Origin of the sequence: Cloacibacterium caeni (genome assembly GCF_907163125.1) — a bacterium.
In the GTDB taxonomy this organism is placed as follows: domain Bacteria; phylum Bacteroidota; class Bacteroidia; order Flavobacteriales; family Weeksellaceae; genus Cloacibacterium; species Cloacibacterium caeni_B.
Genome location: NZ_OU015319.1, coordinates 835,560 through 852,903, shown reverse-complemented (window position 1 = coordinate 852,903; position 17,344 = coordinate 835,560). Strand labels below are relative to the sequence as shown.

Genomic DNA, 17,344 nt, shown 5'->3' with positions numbered 1-17,344 from the left:
TAAACTTTTGGGTGCAGTCTAAAATTGCTCGAGTTTTTAATTTATTGTGAAGAATTTTAATCACAAAGGATTATTCCTTTATCATTACTAAATTCTACTACACCACTGTTGATAGAATAAGAAAAAACACTGTTCTTTTCGTTTTCTTTGGTAAAGAATTTTGCAAAATTTTCATTCTGAATTTCATTTGTGAAAACTCTTACTTTACCATTCACTAAAGAAGAAACAATAGCGGCGTGGTTTTTCATGATATGGAAATCACCATTTTTTCCAGGAAGAAGAACTGAATCTACTTCGCCATCAAAAACTACAAATTCCGGAGTTAATATTTTAATATTCATTTTTTTCAAATTATAGATTATAGATTTTAAATTTTAAATTGTTGAAATCAAATCTAAAATCTAAAATTTAACATTTAAAATTTATTAAGCGTTTTCAGCAAGCATTTTTTGACCTGCTTCGATAGCTTCTTCGATAGTTCCTTTCAAGTTGAAAGCAGCTTCTGGTAAGTGATCTAACTCACCATCGATGATCATGTTGAAACCTTTGATAGTATCTTTGATATCTACTAAAGCTCCTTTAAGACCTGTAAATTGCTCTGCAACGTGGAAAGGTTGAGATAAGAATCTCTGTACTTTTCTAGCTCTATATACTACTAATTTATCTTCTTCTGAAAGTTCTTCCATACCAAGGATTGCGATGATATCTTGAAGCGCTTTATATCTTTGAAGAATTTCTTTTACTCTCTGAGCTGTATTATAATGATCTGCTCCTAAAATTTCTGGAGTTAAGATTCTAGAAGTAGAAGCTAGTGGATCTACTGCTGGATAAATACCCAATGAAGCAATTTTTCTATCTAATACAGTAGTTGCATCTAAGTGAGCAAACGTAGTTGCTGGAGCCGGGTCAGTTAAGTCATCCGCAGGAACGTAGATTGCTTGTACAGAAGTAATAGAACCGTTTTTAGTAGAAGTAATTCTTTCTTGCATTGCTCCCATTTCAGAAGCAAGAGTTGGTTGGTAACCTACTGCAGAAGGCATACGTCCTAAAAGTGCAGATACCTCAGAACCCGCTTGAGTAAATCTAAAGATATTATCTACGAAGAATAATACGTCTCTACCTTGACCAGATTCACCACCATCTCTGAAATATTCAGCAACAGTAAGACCAGAAAGTGCTACTCTAGCTCTTGCACCAGGAGGTTCGTTCATTTGTCCGAAAACGAAGGTACATTTAGAATCTTTCATTTCTTCTAAATCTACTTTAGATAAATCCCATCCACCTTCTTCCATAGAGTGCATGAAACCTTCACCATATTTGATGATACCAGATTCTAACATCTCTCTAAGAAGGTCATTTCCTTCTCTTGTTCTTTCACCTACACCAGCGAACACAGATAAACCACCGTGTCCTTTAGCAATATTATTGATTAATTCTTGAATTAATACTGTTTTTCCTACACCAGCACCACCGAATAAACCAATCTTACCACCTTTTGCATAAGGTTCAATAAGGTCGATTACTTTGATACCAGTAAATAAAACTTCAGCCGAAGTAGAAAGCTGATCGAAATGAGGAGCTTCTCTGTGGATTGGCAAACCGCCATCTTTAGATAAATTAGGAAGTCCGTCAATTGCATTACCTACTACGTTAAAAAGTCTTCCGTTTACACCATCACCTGTTGGCATGGTAATTTGGTTTCCTGTTGCTACAACTTCTTGCCCTCTTTGTAAACCGTCAGTAGCGTCCATTGAGATACATCTTACCATATCTTCACCAATGTGTTGTTCTACTTCTAATACAACAGTTTCTCCGTTTGATTTTTTAATTTCAAGAGCATCATAAATTTTTGGTAATTCTTCTACTTCTTGAAAAAGAACGTCTATAACTGGACCGATAATTTGTGAAATTTTCCCTTTAATTTGGTTTGCCATTGCTTTATTTTTTCTTGTGGTGCAAATATAGTGATTCTCTTCAAAATACATAATCAAAAATCAATATTTTTTTTCATCTTTGCACACAGAAAATGTAAGCGGTTTTGAAACTCATAGAAGATTTAAATTTTTATCACGAAAAATCTCCTAAAGTTCTTTCTTTAGGAATGTTTGACGGAGTTCATCTCGGTCATATTTCCATCATCAATCAATTGAAAGACAAGGCAAAAAAAAATAATTTAGAGACTTCTTTGCTCACCTTTTGGCCACATCCAAGGAAAATTTTCAACCCAACTGACGACCTTAAACTGCTCAACACTTTAGAAGAAAAACTTTTTTTACTGGAAAAGGCTGGAATTGACATTTTATTTTTACAAAAATTTGATGAACACTTCAGAAACTTAACTGGCGAAGAATTTATCCGTGAAATTCTCATCAAAAAACTGAATGTAAAACACATTATCATAGGTCACGACCACGTTTTCGGGAAAAATAAATCTGGAAACTTTGAATTGCTTCAAAAAATTTCTAACGAATTAGACTTTACTGTAGAACAATTACTAGCCATCAAAAATGAAGATGATTTCAACATCAGTTCTACTAAAATCAGAAATTGCTTAGGTAACGGAAACATCGTTGGCGCCAATAAAATGCTGGGTTATTCCTACTCTCTTTCTGGAAAAGTAATTGACGGGAAAAAACTAGGAAGAACAATTGGTTACCCTACTGCAAATCTAGAAATAGACGAACTGAAACTCTTGCCTAAAAAAGGTGCGTATATTGTAGAAGTTTTTGTGAAAGACCAATTTTACAAAGGCATGATGAGCATTGGCACTAATCCAACTGTAAATGGTGATAAATTGACTGCAGAAGTATACATTTTAGACTTCAATCAAGATATTTATGGCGAAGTTATTACGGTAAAATTCAGATATTTTTTACACGAAGAAATTAAATTCGAATCGCTAGAAAAACTTATCGAAAGATTAGATGAAGACAAGGTTTTGACCGAAAATTTTAACTTTAGTTAAGAGTTAGAATCATATAAATTTTCAATCAGATTTTATAAAATTAGATTCATAAGTTTCTATAGTTTTGTGAAAATCATAAAATAAAACTATGGAAGCAGAAATTATTATTTCTTTACTTACTCTTATCGCACTAGAAACCGTTCTAGGAATAGACAATGTTATTTTCATTTCTATTTTGGCGAATAAATTACCTGTAAACCAACAGAAAAAAGCCAGAAGAATCGGGCTTATTCTTGCAGGAGTGATGAGACTTGGTTTATTACTTTTGATTAGTCAAATCATGAAACTAGACCAAGATTTATTTACCGTTTTCGAGACGGGAATTTCTGGTAAAGATTTGATTTTAATTCTTGGAGGTTTATTCCTACTCTACAAAAGTACCGCCGAAATTTATCATAAAATGGAAGGCGAAGATGGCGATGTAACCAAAACCATGATTGTAACGAGTTTCGGACAAGTGATATTCCAAATTTTATTAATGGATTTGGTGTTCTCTGTCGACTCTATTATTACCGCAGTAGGAATGGTAAAAGAAGTTTGGGTAATGTATGTAGCGGTAATTGTAACGGTGATTATCATGCTTTTTGCAGCAGAACCTATCAGCAATTTTGTGAATAAACACCCTGCTTTTAAAATTTTAGCACTTTCATTCTTGCTATTGATTGGTTTCTCACTAATCGTGGAAGGTTTTGGCAAAGAAATTCCGAAAGGTTATATTTATTTCGCTATGGCATTTTCGCTTTTGGTAAATATTATTCAAATGAAAACGACCAAAAAATCTGAACCTGTACATCTTCACGAACATTACAAAGAAGAAGAACAGCACCTTGATAAAGATGTTTTATAAAGCACAAAGCATTCAGGAATTTCTGAATGCTTTTTTTATGAATTTAAAATTTCTAATTTTATTTTCTTCGTTAAACTTTTATACACCAATTGATATGAATCATCAATAAGTTTTTTAATGAATTCTGGCTTCAATCCTTCACAAATTACAGAATTCCAATGTGTTTTGTTCATGTGATAAGCGCCAGAAATTTGGGAATATTGCTCTCGCAGTTCTTCGTTATAATCTGCAGTATTTTTTGCCGAAAAGACCAATGGTTGCTTTTCTAAAGCCATTAATAGAAACATTTTACCACCTACTTTAAAGACTAAAGTAGTTTCATCAAACGGAAAACCTTCCGTAACTCCTTTTTTGTTGAGACAATAATTACGGATTTCTTCAGCTTCCATTAGCGTAAATCATGATTGGGAATAATAAGTGACAATGTTGTTATTAGTTTTAACAAAAATACTAAATCATATTCAATTTTTTCTTAATTTTAAAGTAATATTTATCACTTTATCAATCCCTTTAAAAATTTTGTTATGAAGGCTTTAATTATAGGAGCAACTGGCGCTACAGGAAAAGATTTGGTTCAAAAACTAAGTCAAGACAAAGATTTCGAAGAAATTCATGCTTTTGTAAGAAAACCTGTAGAATCTACTTCTGAGAAAGTGAAATTTCATGTAGTAAATTTCGAAAAGCCAGAAGAATGGAAAGATTTGGTAAAAGGTGATGTCGCTTTTTCTTGCCTCGGAACTACCTTGAAAGATGCAGGAAGCAAGGAAGCACAGCGAAAAGTAGATTTTGATTATCAATTGCAATTTGCCAAAACTGCCAAAGAAAATGGCGTGGAAGATTTCGTTTTGGTTTCTGCTTATGGAGCCAATCCTAATTCTAAAATTTTCTATTCTAGAATGAAGGGCGAATTAGAAGAAGAAGTAAAAAAGCTTCATTTTAATAAAGTTACCATTTTCCAACCCGGAATGCTCGATCGAAAAAACACTGACAGAACTGGTGAAGTTTTAGGAGCTAGAATTATAAAATTTGCCAATAAATTTGGCGTTTTAGAATCTCAAAAACCATTGCCAACAGACATTTTAGCACAAGCTTTGGTGAATTCATCGAAAATAAAATCTTACGGATATTCTAAAATAAAATTAGGCAGTATTTTCAGTTTTGCAGAGAAAGGAAAAGAATAATAATTGCCACGAATACACAAATTTTATTATCTATTTCCCGCAGATTTCGCTGATTATGCAGATTTAAAATAAAAAACCGCAAAAATTACTTTGCGGTTAACTTTTATCTTTTGCCTTTATTCTTGATTCTTTATTTAAAATATTTCGTAATAGATTCAGAAGTAGGTTTCGTAGTACTTACAAAAGTATCGATTAACTCTCCTTTTTCGTTAAGCAAAAATTTCTCGAAGTTCCAAAGAATAGATGTGCTTTTTACTCCGTTTAGTTTTTTGTCTGTTAAAAATTTAAAAATGGGAGCAATATCTTTTCCTTTCACAGAAACTTTAGCCGCCATCGGAAAAGTAACTCCATAATTTTTTTTGCAAAAAGCACCAATTTCTTCATTGCTTCCTGGTTCTTGCCCACCAAAATTGTTTGCAGGAAAACCTACAATCACCAATTGGTCTTTATACGTTTCGTACAGCTTCTGTAAACCTTCATACTGTGATGTAAAACCGCATTCTGACGCTGTGTTTACAATCAAGATTTTCTTACCTTTAAACTTAGAAAAATCAATGGTTTTACCGTCTAAAGCTTTCACTTTAAAAGAATGAATGGATTTTGCTTGTTGCGCCTGCGAAGAAAAAAGTCCAAAAAATGCCATAAGAATAAATAATATTTTTTTCATTTTGATTTTATTTGATTTCAAATTTAGTCATAAAAAAACTGCAAAATCCAAAGAAATTGCAGTCATAGAAATTTTTTATCGTAAAGTTTTATTAGAACTTAAAAGTATTGGCAGGAAAGGCTTTGTTAACTTCAATTTTATAAAGAATCATCACGTAATCTCCTTCTTTTTTCGGCGTAGTTGCTTCAATTCTAAAAGGCATTACCAAATTATTCACTTTTTTGAAATCAGAATACACCAATGTTTCGTCTTTCTTTTCTTCTTTCAGCAATAAATAGTTCTGAACATCAAAATAATAAACGGTTTTATTCACATTTTTAGTCAGTTCTACCTTATAACAATCTCTTTCTCCTACTTTTTCTTTCCCTAGAACTTGTGCGGTAAAACCTTTGTTCTCATAATCGATGAAATCTGTGTCAAAGCTTTCTGGAACGTAATTTTTTTGAACCTGAAGCTTATTCACCACGTAATTCATCGCGTAACCGTTTTTACCATCATACCCTTCGATTACATTTTCTTTATTCCCGATGAATACTACTGTTTTCGTAAGATTAGGTCTTTGCTGATAAATTCTCATAGGATATTCATCATTTACGCCCAGAATTACTTTTCCTTGTAATATAATAGAATTCAGCAGTTTCCAGTTGGTTAAGCCTCCTGTTAACTCAATATTTTTATCAATAATTTGTTTAGCAGTTTGCGCCGAAAATATGGTGGTTACTAGAATTGTTGCGATTAATAGTATCTTTTTCATTCAATCTTTTTTACGAGATTCCAAATATATGATTTTGAAACGAAAACCAACTTAATTTTTCAAATTTTCAAATTAATTTTCTTCTTTTTGGAGAAGTCACGACTTGTCCCTACTTAAAATTGCTTTCGCTTTTTCTAAATCTTCGGGAACATCTATTCCTACCCCAATGAAATCTGTTTCTATCATTTTGATTTTCATTCCGTTTTCCAGATAACGAATCGCTTCTATTTTTTCTGAAATTTCAAGTGGAGTCATTTCTAAATTAGCAAATTTCAACAATGCTTCTTTTCTGAAAGCATAAACACCAATATGCTTGTAATATAGGTGTTCTACAGAGGTTTCTCTAGGATAAGGAATTACAGAACGACTGAAATACATCGCAAAATTCTGTAAATTTGTAATAACTTTTACATTATTCGGATTTTCGATTTCTTCCTTTTCCTTTAACCTGATTTTAAGCGAAGCCAATGAAATTTCTTTGTCTACATCATTTTTAAAAACTTGAATCAATTGTTTCAAAGGCTCAGTTTTCAAGAAAGGCTCATCTCCTTGAACATTAATCACAATATCGCAATCAATATTTTGAACCGCTTCTGCTATTCTGTCGCTTCCCGTTTCGTGTTCACCCGTCATTACAGCTTTTCCACCGATTTTGGTGATTTCTTCAAAAATAATTTCGGAATCAGTCGCCACGAAAACCTCATCAAATAACTTAGTTTCCACTACATTTTTGTAAGTGGTAGCAATTACAGTTTTGTCGCCTAAATTCTGCATTAATTTCCCCGGAAATCTACTTGCAGCGTAACGAGCTGGAATGACAGCGATAATCTTCATTTAGTTATAAGTTATGAATTATGAATTATGAATTATAAGTTATGAGTTTTTATTTTTTGTAGTAATGATAATGCTTCTGATTATTTTAAGAATTTCTACAGCAGGATTTTTCAAATCATTGTAAATTTCATCTGAAATATATTCTGTTTCTTTTAATAATTCAAGCCAATAGATTGTTTCATCACATTCTTTTTGAGCTATTGAGAATTTATGAATGAAATCCATTTTGCTTTGTGCATTTAACGCTTCTCTTACATTTGCACCAATTGAAGTTCCTGAACGCAAAATCTGTCTAGATAAAACATATTCTTTGTTTTCATGAGAAAATTTTTTGTAAAAATTTATAATTCTCACGGCAAATTCAAAACTCTTCTTTCCTACAATGCTTTCACTCATAATTCATAACTTATAGCTTATAACTTATTTTAGTTTGCTTAAAGCAGCTTCTAGTTTTGGGAACATTTTTTGTAAATCTTCTACTGAACAAGCGCCAACTGATGCTCTAAACCAAGGCATTTCTCTAGAATTTCCAAATGCTGAAAATGGCACTAATGCTACTCCTGCTTTTTCGATTAAATAGAAAACTAAATCGGTAGAATCTTTCAAAACCTTTCCGTCTTCAGTGGTTTTTCCTACATAATCTAATTTAATGGTTAAATATAAGGCACCCATTGGTTTAATGCTATCTACCGCGAAATTTTTAGATTTCATTTCTTGAATTCCAGCATGTAGAACTTCTAAACTGTGCGCAATTTTACCTTTAAAATCATTCACAAATTCGTTTACAGCTGGTGTATTATCTAAAAACTCAGCTACTGCTTGTTGTTCTGGTTTCGGCGCCCAAGCTCCAACGTGTGTTAATAGCGCTTTCATTCTATCAATCACTTTAGTTGGCCCAAAACTCCATCCTACTCTAACTCCAGTTGCTGCAAAACATTTAGAAGTTCCATCGATATAAATGGTGTAATCTCTAAGTTCTGGATAAAGAGAAACCGGATTAAAATGTTCTGAATCACCAAACGTAAGCATTGCATAAATTTGGTCGTACATTAAGTAAAGTGGCTTTTCGCCTTCTCCTCTTTTTTTATTTTCTGCAATTACCGCCTCACAAATTTCTGAAAGCTGTTCTTTGGTAAACATGGTTCCAGTTGGGTTAAGCGGAGAACAAAGCGCCAATAAAACTGCACCTTCTAAATGTGGGGTAATTACATCAGCTGTTGGCAAAAAATTATCTTCTGGAGTAACTTCTAGTTCAACTGCATTGGCAGAAGTTAAGTAAGCGTAGTGGTTATTATTCCAAGAAGGAACGGCGTAAACTACTTTGTCGCCTTCGTCTACAATAGTTTTAAAAGTAGCGTAAATTAAAGGTCTAGAACCACCAGAAACCAAAATATCATCTGGAGAATAATCTAAATCCCAACGAGATTTGATGTCTTTTGCCACTGCTTTTCTTAATGAAAGCAAACCATTTGCAGGAGGATAATTGGTTAAATTATCCGCGTAAGCTTTCTGAATATTTTGTTTTAATCCTGCAGGAATAGGATAAATGTTAGAATCTAAATCACCGATGGTTAGGTTGGCAATTTCAGCTCCTTGAGCTTTGAGTTCGTTTACTTGATTACCGATTTTAATAATTTCTGAACCGATAAGGTTTTGAGCGAGTTTTGAAACCACTTTTTATTAAGATTTTGTTGTTAATGATTTTTCAAATTTAAATAAAATAAAAAAGTTCACAAAAGATTAAAAACCTAAAGATTTGTTAAACTTCTGTGAACTTAAAAGCATTAGATTAAAATATTTATAGTTTTAAATCTTTTTTTACTTCATTGATTTTTTGTTCCAGAGAAGCTTGTTTAGCCTTGAAATCTGCTTCGTTTTCAATTTTATCTTTCACAGAAAAATAGAATTTAATCTTCGGCTCGGTTCCTGAAGGTCTGATACAAACTTTAGTTCCGTCTTCTGTGTAATAGATTAACACATTAGATTTCGGAATATCATTCATTACTTTTCTCTCTCCTGTAATTACATTAAGACAAGTTTGTTCTTGGAAATCTTTTACTTCCAAAACTTTAGAACCTGCCAATTCTTTTACAGGATTTTCTCTGAAATCTACCATCATTTGAGCAATTTCTTCGGCACCAGTTCTTCCTTTTCTTACTACATTTACTAAAGCTTCTTGGTAAACGCCAACATTTTTGTAAATATCAATCATGTATTGATACATGGTTTTACCGTTTGCTTTGCACCAAGCTGCAATTTCACAAGCCAATAAAATAGAACCACAACTGTCTTTATCTCTTACGAAATCTCCTGTCATAAATCCGAAAGATTCTTCCCCACCACAAATGAATTTTTCTTGACCTTCTACATCACGAATCATTTTACCAATCCATTTGAAACCAGTCAATCCTACTTTGCAATCTACTCCAAATTTTTCAGCTACATCAAAGAAACAGTCAGAAGTTACAATCGTAGAACCGATAAACTCTTTTCCTGTAATTTTACCTGCTTTTTTCCATTGGTCAAGAATGTAATACGTCAAAATCATATTGGTTTGGTTACCATTCAACAACTGAATTTCGCCATCTAGATTTCTTACCGCAATTCCTAATCTGTCGCCATCTGGATCACAACCGATAACAATATCGCCGTTGGTAATATTTGCCAAATCTACCGCCATAGAAAGCGCTTTTGGCTCTTCAGGATTCGGAGATTCTACCGTTGGGAAATTTCCAGAAGGAATCATTTGTTCTTTTACCAAATCTACTTTGGTGAAACCTGCTTTTGCTAAAGCTTTAGGAATCGTAGTGTAAGTAGTACCGTGAATAGAAGTGAAAACGATGTTTACATTATCTCTACCAATATTTTGGTACAATGAATTTTCCATACAAGTATCGATGTACACATCATCCTGTTCTTCGCCAATCCATTCGATTAAATCATCATTTCCGTTGAATTTAATTTCGTCGAATTTTGTAGCGTAAACTTCTTTGATGATATTTTCATCATTTGGTGGAACTACTTGTGCTCCATCATTCCAATATACTTTGTAACCGTTATATTCTGGTGGATTGTGAGAAGCCGTCAAAACAATTCCTGCATTACATTTTTTATCACGAACCGTAAAAGAAAGTTCTGGAGTTGGTCTGTGTTCTTTGAAAAGCAACACTTTAATTCCGTTTGCAGTAAGAACATCTGCACACATTTTACCAAATTCTTTAGAGTTATTTCTTACGTCATAAGCAATCGCTACTTTAATTTCCTCACCTGGAAATTGCTGATGAAGATAATTTGCCAAACCTTGTGTAGCTTGACCCAACGTATATTTATTTAGACGATTTGTTCCTACTCCCATAATTCCTCTCATTCCGCCAGTCCCGAATTCTAATTCTCTGTAAAAACTGTCTTCTAATTCTGGAGAATTGGTATCAATCCAATTCTGAACTGTTGCTCTGGTTTCTGCATCAAAAGTATCTGATAACCAAAGTTTTGCTTTTTCCAAAGTTGTCATATATTTAAATTTTTTGTTTTTTAATAATTTTAATGTTCTTTCATTCTGAATGCAGTGAAACGGAATGAAGTATCTCTTAAAATAGATTCTTTGCTACACTTTGTTTATCTCAGAATAACAAATCGTAAGTTCTTTATTTCAATTTTCTGTTTTCTACAGAAGCTTTGTCTTTTCTTGTCAATTTATTGAGCGGTTCTCCGTAGAAAATGAGTTTTGAGGTATTTTCTAGAGTTCCTTTCATTTCTTGATCTATGTTTAATCCTGCAGAAGCTCCATTTTTACTAAGAATTTCTAAACTTTCTACATAAAAATACGGTGCCATTATACTTGCAGAATCTGCTAATTTTAAATTCAAGTTTTTAGTTTCTCCTAGAATATTGGCATTAGATTTCTCTGCCATTTCTATTTTGCTTTTTGGTGCAATTACCGCTCCCATAAATTTAGAATTTCCTTTTAGATGAAGTGAAAATTCTGGTGTTTTTACTTGTCCAGAAACATTCATTTCTACTTTATCAGAAAGCGAAACCTCATTTAAATCGTTTTTACCAAAAATAGTGATATTGTAAAAATCTACTTGGTTTGTTTTTCGATTTTCTTCGATGGTTAAAATTCCGTTTTCTACTTCTATATCTAGATTTTTGTAAACATTAGGATATGTTTCTACACTTACCAAATTCTGATTTCCTTTCGCAAAAAACACTTTGAAATCTCCTTTAAGATTCAATTTAGTGAAATTTTCTACCGTTACATCTTTCACTTCTATTTCACCACTTGGAGAAATATTAGAGCAAGCCAAAAGTGTAAGGCAGAGATTAAGGTAAAGGAAAAGTTTTGTGATATTTTTCATTTTTTACATTGCGTTTCTACGGAATGATTTTATTTTTCATTTTTTTGGAATAAATTCCGACGTTATAATATCTGTCGTTCCTACGGAACTCTGCTGTTTGTTTTATTATTTCTACAAACGTTTCGTTCCTACAGAACTTTTTATTTTCAAATTTTCAAATTAGCACATTTTCAAATTAAATCACCTCTTCAATATGATAATTCTTATGACCTCTACTTTGTCTGATAATGAGTTCTCCTAAAAATCCTGCTACAAAAAGTAATGTTCCCATAATCATCATAGTTAAAGCGATGTAAAACCAAGGATTTTCGGCGATTAAATTACCATAAACGTGATAATAATACACGTCAACTAATTTGGTTGCACCCAACCAAAATGCTGAGAAAAACCCGAAAATAAACATTAAAGTTCCCACTGCTCCGAAGAAGTGCATTGGTCTTCCTCCAAATTTGCTTACGAACCAAAGCGTAATTAAATCGAGAAAACCACGGATAAATCTTTCTGTCCCGAATTTAGATGTTCCATAAGGTCTGGCTTGGTGCTGAACTGGTTTTTCGGTGATTCTCTTGAAACCTGCATTTGCTGCCAAAACAGGAATCCATCGGTGTAAATCTCCGTAAACATCTACCGATTTTACCACTTGTTTTCTGTAAGCTTTTAAACCACAGTTAAAATCGTGTAATTCTACTCCAGAGAGATTTCTTGCAGCAGAATTGAAGAGTTTTGAAGGAAGATTTTTGGTCATCACATTGTCAAAACGTTTTTTCTTCCAACCAGAAACTAAGTCGTATTTTTCGACTACAATTTTGTTGTATAATTCAGGAATTTCTTCTGGAAAATCTTGCAAATCTGCATCCATTGTAATCACTACATCGCCTTGTACTTTCTCAAAAGCGGCATGTAATGCTTGAGATTTCCCATAGTTTCTAGAAAATTTAATGCCGTGAACATGATGATTTTCTTTGGATAAATTTTCTATAATTTGCCAAGAAGAATCTGTACTTCCATCATCTACGAACCAAATTTCGTAAGACAATTGGTTTTCTTGGCACACTTTATTTATTCTTGCATAAAGTTCGTGCAAAGATTCTTCTTCGTTTAATAAAGGAACTACAACGGATAGATTCATTAAAAATTATTTTATTTTTTTGAAAATTAATATCGCTAAAACGAACAGCAAAATTACAAAATATAAGCTTGTAAATAGACTTTTTATTACAGTAAATGTGCTGATTATTCTCACGCCTATTTCTGAGATTTTAGGATAAGAAGTGAGTAAATAAATAAGACCGAAATTCTCTAAATAATCGAAAAATCCAGCAATTACAGGGAATAAAACCAAAAGAAACCAAGATTCTAATTTGCCAATTTTCTTAAGAAAGAAACTCAAAATCAGAATGTTACTCATCATAAACAAGAGAGGATATACGAAATCTAATGGCAACTGACGAAACAGATAAAAATTTCTGCCACTCTTCCCTAGATTTCCTAAAAGTTCTTTGGCATAAGTAAAACTGTAACCATTTGGTTTCATGTCAAAAATCTGTAAACCATTCGCAAAATCAGTCAATTTTGGAATCGTAAAAAAAATCATGGCAAAATAAACCACACTTGACAACACGAAAAAAGTAAGAACTTTTTTGCCCGTCAAATTTCTGGAAACAGTAGTTTTTAAACTCATTATTCTAAAGTTTTATTTCTAAAGAAAGTTCCGAAGAATGTAGACAGAATAGTATAAAATACCAAAACTGCAGCGAAAAAATACGTGAAGTTTCTGAAGGTAAACATATCTTTATCTTTTACCAATTCTGGCGCAAAACTCTGCAATCTTTCTTGATACTTTTTGTCTAGTTCTTCTTTGTCTTCTTTTTTAGCTAAAATCTGTTTTGCTTTGTTGTACTCATTGTCAAGCTCTGTTTTTTGACGCTCTACATATTGGTGATTCAGTAAATCTTTAGCATCTGTATCTACATAATTCAGAAATGCAAAAATGCTAAACATGGAAAGAAAACCACCAATAAACATCGGTTTAAAAGCTCTACCAAAAGCATCTCTAAAACCTATTTCTTTTACTTCTTTTTTGTAAGTTGTCACCGAAAAATAAGCACCTAAAGTATAAAGCGCAGGCATTAAAAATGCATTAAGAAGCATACTTGTGTTAAAATAATTGGTATTATAACCAAAAAAATACACTCCAAAGAACACTAACATGGTTGCGATAAATATCAGAAAACCAAATGTATAAACGTTTTTACTCATTTTATTTTTAAAAATTTTTCTCGAAAATACGAGATTAGATTTTGAATTTTAAATTAATTCAGTATTTTTGCAACGGCAAGTCCTAAACAACCAGCTCCTGAGAATCCTCCAGGGTGGGAACGCAGCAAAGGTAATCGGTCGTAGCGGTGTGATTTAGGTAGCTTGCCATTTTTTTATGTCTTTTTTTGAAATTTTTCAGAAAATTATACTTCAAATTCTTCTCCCAATTCTGGAATCAAAAACTCAATATTTCTTTCTGCAAACAATTGTTTCGCCGAATCGTGATTAATTTTTATCGGCTCGAAAGTATCAAAATGACAACCAATCACTCTTTTGGTTTTCAATAATTCTGCTGCTGCAAAACTCGCTTTTCTTGCACACATGGTATAATGTGAACCAATCGGAAGAATAGCAGCTGTAATTTCCCCGAAAAGTCTTGGAAACAACTCCATATCTGCCATTACACCTGTATCTCCCGCAAAATATAAGTTTTTACCTTGGAATCTAAACATATAACCGCAAGGTTGACCGCCATAAGTTCCATCTGGGAAACTAGAAGTATGATGTGCAGGAACCATAGAAATTTTCATGTCATCGAACTTGGCAGAACCTCCAAAATTAATATCAATAGAATTAGGATGATTAAAATAACCACAAATTTCTGGTTGACCAATCACTGTAGCATCTGGATGATGTTGCAACACTTCTCTTACATCTGCAATGTGATCACCATGAGCATGAGTAATGAGCACATAATCAATTTTTTGTGCAGAAATATCAAATCCTGTTTGCTCTTTCTGAAAATTATAAAAAGGGTCAGAAAGAATATTTTTACCATTATAAGTGAACAAAAAACAGTTTTGTCCGAGGAATTTTATTTTCATGATTAATTAATATTATTATGCAAATCCGTTAACATACATTTCATAATATTTTTTCGTTCTTATATTTATTTTTAAATTAAAATAATTATCTCCCCCATCTAACATTTCTAATATGCCTTTTTTCCATTCATTTTCATGACCAATATTTTTTCTTATACAATTTACCCAGATTATTTTTTCTCCTTTTTTATTATAAGAAACTACACATTGTTTATAATATTGGTTTTCATTTCTACTATTTGAAACGAATTCATTTTCTTTTAATGCTTTATTAATTTGCTCTTTTACAATTTTTTGTTCTTCACAATCTAATTCTTCAACAGTAGTAACATTATTATTGGAAAAATAAGCAAAACTTTCATCATAACAATTTTTTGAATCTTCATATTTAATATTACAACTAATAATCATAATGAACGAAAAGAATAAAAGGAATAAATTTTTCATATTTAACATTGCGTTCCTACGGAACGCTTTTTTTGTGATACTTTTTTTCTACACACATTTCGTTCCTACGGAACAAAAAAACTTCAAACTTTCATCTTCCAGCTTCTGACTTCCGACTTCCAGCTTACGCAAAATAATTCAATCCAAAAGCCACCAAAACACTCATTAATAAAGTAATGATTCCTACTTGTTTTAAGAATGGGTCTAATTCTTTTGGTTCTTTTACTTCCATCATTTTTCTGCGCAAAGCGGTCAAAGGAAAAACAGTAATAAAGAAAATAAATGCATAATATTTTCCTTGTTCTTCTAAACCTTCAAGAAACATATAAATCAAAACCAAAATCGGTGGAAGCATGAGAATAACCATTTCATAAATCATCGCATTTTTAAAACCTAATCTTAATGCAAGCGTTTTTTTGCCTGATTTTTCGTCGTTTTCAATGTCTCTCATATTATTGAGATTCAGAACTGCTGCACTCAACAAACCTATTGCAGAAGCAGGTAAAAGCATATCCCAATCAAAAGATTTAGTGAACAGAAAGTAACTTCCGCACACAGAAACCAGCCCGAAAAAGATAAAAACCATGATATCTCCTAAACCAAGATAACCATAAGGTTTTTTACCAACAGTATAACCAATTGCTGCTAAAATACACGCAACTCCCAATCCTATAAAAGTGTAAAATTCATTAATAAAATAAGGGAAAAATGCTTTGTACAACAGAACTAAAGTCGCCACTAATGATAAAAAGGCAAACAAAAACATAGCGTTTCGCATTTGCTTTGCAGAAATTTTACCAGAAGCTACCGCACGTTGTTCTGCCTCTCCTATTCTATTTTGGTCGGTTCCTTTTACGCCATCACCATAATCATTGGCAAAGTTTGACAAAACTTGATAAAGCAAAGTCACCAAAAGTGCCAAAGCAAAAATAGTCCAGTCCCAAGTTTTTCCTTGTTCTAGGAGTTTCCATCTTGCAATGAAAGAACCCATAATAATTCCGCTCATCGAAAGCGGTAAAGTACGCAAACGAGCTGCTTTTATCCAATCAATCATTTTAGTTGTTAGTTGTTGGTTATTGGTTGTTGGCAAATAATTTCAGAAAACTGACAACTATCAACTAACAACCGTCAACCAAATTAAGATATCCACTGATTATCGCCGAAATCTGGTTTACGTTTTTCTAAAAATGCGTTTCTGCCTTCTTTGGCTTCTTCAGTCATGTATGCTAATCTAGTTGCTTCACCTGCGAAAACTTGTTGGCCAACCATTCCGTCATCCGTTAAATTCATCGCAAATTTCAGCATTCTGATAGAAGTTGGAGATTTCGCCAAAATTTCTTGCGCCCATTGATAAGAAGTTTCTTCTAACTCAGCGTGAGGAATTACCGCATTTACCATTCCCATGTCTTCCGCTTCTTTCGCAGAATAATTTCTTCCTAAAAAGAAAATTTCTCTGGCTTTTTTCTGACCTACCATTTTTGCTAAATATGCCGAACCGTAACCCCCATCAAAACTAGTAACATCTGCGTCAGTTTGTTTGAAAATTGCATGTTCTTCACTTGCCAAAGTCAAATCACAAACCACATGAAGAGAGTGACCTCCGCCAACTGCCCAACCGTTTACCACAGCAATCACTACTTTTGGCATAAAACGAATCAATCTTTGAACTTCTAAAATATTGAGACGATGTCTTCCATCATCACCTACATAACCTTGATGACCACGAGCTTTCTGGTCGCCACCACTACAAAAAGCATGACCGCCATCTTTAGGACTTGGACCTTCACCTGTTAATAAAACCACACCAATGCTAGAATCTTCATAAGCATCATAAAAAGCATCATACAATTCTGAAGTGGTTTTAGGACGAAAAGCATTTCTAACTTCTGGTCTGTTAATAGCAATTCTCGCTACTCCATTGCACTTTTTGTACGTGATATCTTCGTATTCTTTAGCCGTTTTCCAATCTATATTCATATTTCAAAAAATTTGCTGGTAAAGATACTATTTTTGAAAAAAGGTGCAGAATAAAAATTTAGAAATATTAATGTGATATATGTTACATAATGATTATGAATTTAATAATTTTTAATACTATTCATTCACAATAATAACTTGTACATGAAATAAATCATTTTCCGATTGTCA

General features: G+C 32.7%; 20 protein-coding genes and 1 other RNA gene. 4 read left to right on the top strand and 17 right to left on the bottom strand.

The window, feature by feature from the left end:
- Positions 1 to 56 precede the first annotated feature (56 nt).
- The gene (locus KKQ79_RS03915; RefSeq protein ID WP_104792726.1) at positions 57 to 341 is read right to left on the bottom strand and encodes a FoF1 ATP synthase subunit delta/epsilon; all 285 of its coding nucleotides are present in this window, start codon (positions 339 to 341) and stop codon (positions 57 to 59) included.
- 84 nt (positions 342 to 425) lie between these two features.
- On the bottom strand, positions 426 to 1,934 hold the full coding sequence (gene atpD / locus KKQ79_RS03910; protein ID WP_213189075.1) for a F0F1 ATP synthase subunit beta: 1,509 nt from the start codon (positions 1,932 to 1,934) through the stop codon (positions 426 to 428).
- Between the two features lie 104 nt (positions 1,935 to 2,038).
- On the opposite strand from atpD, the gene KKQ79_RS03905 reads away from it, so the two are divergent.
- The gene (locus tag KKQ79_RS03905; protein WP_213189074.1) at positions 2,039 to 2,965 is read left to right on the top strand and encodes a bifunctional riboflavin kinase/FAD synthetase; all 927 of its coding nucleotides are present in this window, start codon (positions 2,039 to 2,041) and stop codon (positions 2,963 to 2,965) included.
- A gap of 88 nt (positions 2,966 to 3,053) precedes the next feature.
- Positions 3,054 to 3,812: a TerC family protein gene (locus KKQ79_RS03900; RefSeq protein ID WP_213189073.1), complete on the top strand. Its 759-nt coding sequence runs from the start codon at positions 3,054 to 3,056 to the stop codon at positions 3,810 to 3,812.
- Between the two features lie 35 nt (positions 3,813 to 3,847).
- On the opposite strand, the gene KKQ79_RS03895 is transcribed toward KKQ79_RS03900, so the two are convergent.
- Positions 3,848 to 4,201, bottom strand: coding sequence for an MmcQ/YjbR family DNA-binding protein (locus tag KKQ79_RS03895; protein WP_213189072.1), 354 nt, complete (start codon positions 4,199 to 4,201; stop codon positions 3,848 to 3,850).
- A 135-nt stretch (positions 4,202 to 4,336) separates the two neighbouring features.
- Between KKQ79_RS03895 and KKQ79_RS03890 the strand changes: the two genes are divergently transcribed.
- The gene (locus tag KKQ79_RS03890; protein ID WP_213189071.1) at positions 4,337 to 4,993 is read left to right on the top strand and encodes an NAD(P)H-binding protein; all 657 of its coding nucleotides are present in this window, start codon (positions 4,337 to 4,339) and stop codon (positions 4,991 to 4,993) included.
- Between the two features lie 130 nt (positions 4,994 to 5,123).
- Here the strand turns inward: KKQ79_RS03890 and KKQ79_RS03885 are convergent, their stop codons facing one another.
- The 10 genes from KKQ79_RS03885 to KKQ79_RS03840 all read right to left on the bottom strand — a co-directional run bounded on the left by KKQ79_RS03885 (position 5,124) and on the right by KKQ79_RS03840 (position 13,865).
- Complete coding sequence (locus KKQ79_RS03885; RefSeq protein ID WP_213189070.1) at positions 5,124 to 5,660, bottom strand: glutathione peroxidase; 537 nt, start codon at positions 5,658 to 5,660, stop codon at positions 5,124 to 5,126.
- Between the two features lie 91 nt (positions 5,661 to 5,751).
- Positions 5,752 to 6,414 carry an outer membrane lipoprotein-sorting protein gene (locus tag KKQ79_RS03880; RefSeq protein ID WP_213189069.1) on the bottom strand — a complete coding sequence of 221 codons (663 nt, stop codon included), beginning with the start codon at positions 6,412 to 6,414 and terminating at the stop codon, positions 5,752 to 5,754.
- A 96-nt stretch (positions 6,415 to 6,510) separates the two neighbouring features.
- Positions 6,511 to 7,248, bottom strand: coding sequence for a 3-deoxy-manno-octulosonate cytidylyltransferase (kdsB, locus tag KKQ79_RS03875; protein WP_213189068.1), 738 nt, complete (start codon positions 7,246 to 7,248; stop codon positions 6,511 to 6,513).
- Between the two features lie 39 nt (positions 7,249 to 7,287).
- Entirely contained in the window at positions 7,288 to 7,644 is a 357-nt protein-coding gene (locus KKQ79_RS03870; RefSeq protein ID WP_213189067.1) for a four helix bundle protein, read from the bottom strand.
- A 24-nt stretch (positions 7,645 to 7,668) separates the two neighbouring features.
- On the bottom strand, positions 7,669 to 8,922 hold the full coding sequence (locus KKQ79_RS03865) for a pyridoxal phosphate-dependent aminotransferase (protein ID WP_213189066.1): 1,254 nt from the start codon (positions 8,920 to 8,922) through the stop codon (positions 7,669 to 7,671).
- Between the two features lie 124 nt (positions 8,923 to 9,046).
- Entirely contained in the window at positions 9,047 to 10,759 is a 1,713-nt protein-coding gene (locus tag KKQ79_RS03860) for a phospho-sugar mutase (RefSeq protein WP_213189065.1), read from the bottom strand.
- A 133-nt stretch (positions 10,760 to 10,892) separates the two neighbouring features.
- Positions 10,893 to 11,606 (bottom strand): GIN domain-containing protein, encoded by a 714-nt coding sequence (locus KKQ79_RS03855; protein ID WP_213189064.1) that lies wholly within the window; start codon positions 11,604 to 11,606, stop codon positions 10,893 to 10,895.
- 175 nt (positions 11,607 to 11,781) lie between these two features.
- Positions 11,782 to 12,735: a glycosyltransferase family 2 protein gene (locus tag KKQ79_RS03850; protein WP_213189063.1), complete on the bottom strand. Its 954-nt coding sequence runs from the start codon at positions 12,733 to 12,735 to the stop codon at positions 11,782 to 11,784.
- A gap of 6 nt (positions 12,736 to 12,741) precedes the next feature.
- Positions 12,742 to 13,287 carry a hypothetical protein gene (locus KKQ79_RS03845; protein WP_213189062.1) on the bottom strand — a complete coding sequence of 182 codons (546 nt, stop codon included), beginning with the start codon at positions 13,285 to 13,287 and terminating at the stop codon, positions 12,742 to 12,744.
- Positions 13,287 to 13,865, bottom strand: a complete 579-nt coding sequence (locus KKQ79_RS03840; protein WP_213189061.1) for a DUF4199 domain-containing protein — start codon at positions 13,863 to 13,865, stop codon at positions 13,287 to 13,289. Before KKQ79_RS03840 ends, KKQ79_RS03845 begins: the two co-directional genes overlap by 1 nt.
- Positions 13,866 to 13,938: 73 nt before the next feature.
- Here KKQ79_RS03840 and ffs point away from each other — a divergent pair.
- An RNA gene (gene ffs / locus KKQ79_RS03835) (signal recognition particle sRNA small type) lies at positions 13,939 to 14,036 on the top strand.
- Positions 14,037 to 14,068: 32 nt separating this feature from the next.
- Here the strand turns inward: ffs and KKQ79_RS03830 are convergent.
- The 4 genes from KKQ79_RS03830 to KKQ79_RS03815 all read right to left on the bottom strand — a co-directional run bounded on the left by KKQ79_RS03830 (position 14,069) and on the right by KKQ79_RS03815 (position 17,173).
- Positions 14,069 to 14,749 (bottom strand): metal-dependent hydrolase, encoded by a 681-nt coding sequence (locus KKQ79_RS03830; protein ID WP_213189060.1) that lies wholly within the window; start codon positions 14,747 to 14,749, stop codon positions 14,069 to 14,071.
- 15 nt (positions 14,750 to 14,764) lie between these two features.
- Positions 14,765 to 15,196 carry a hypothetical protein gene (locus tag KKQ79_RS03825; RefSeq protein ID WP_213189059.1) on the bottom strand — a complete coding sequence of 144 codons (432 nt, stop codon included), beginning with the start codon at positions 15,194 to 15,196 and terminating at the stop codon, positions 14,765 to 14,767.
- A gap of 124 nt (positions 15,197 to 15,320) precedes the next feature.
- A complete protein-coding gene (gene menA / locus KKQ79_RS03820; RefSeq protein WP_213189058.1) occupies positions 15,321 to 16,250 on the bottom strand; it encodes a 1,4-dihydroxy-2-naphthoate octaprenyltransferase in 930 nt (309 codons plus the stop codon).
- Between the two features lie 83 nt (positions 16,251 to 16,333).
- Positions 16,334 to 17,173, bottom strand: coding sequence for a 1,4-dihydroxy-2-naphthoyl-CoA synthase (locus KKQ79_RS03815; RefSeq protein WP_104792711.1), 840 nt, complete (start codon positions 17,171 to 17,173; stop codon positions 16,334 to 16,336).
- Positions 17,174 to 17,344 lie beyond the last annotated feature (171 nt).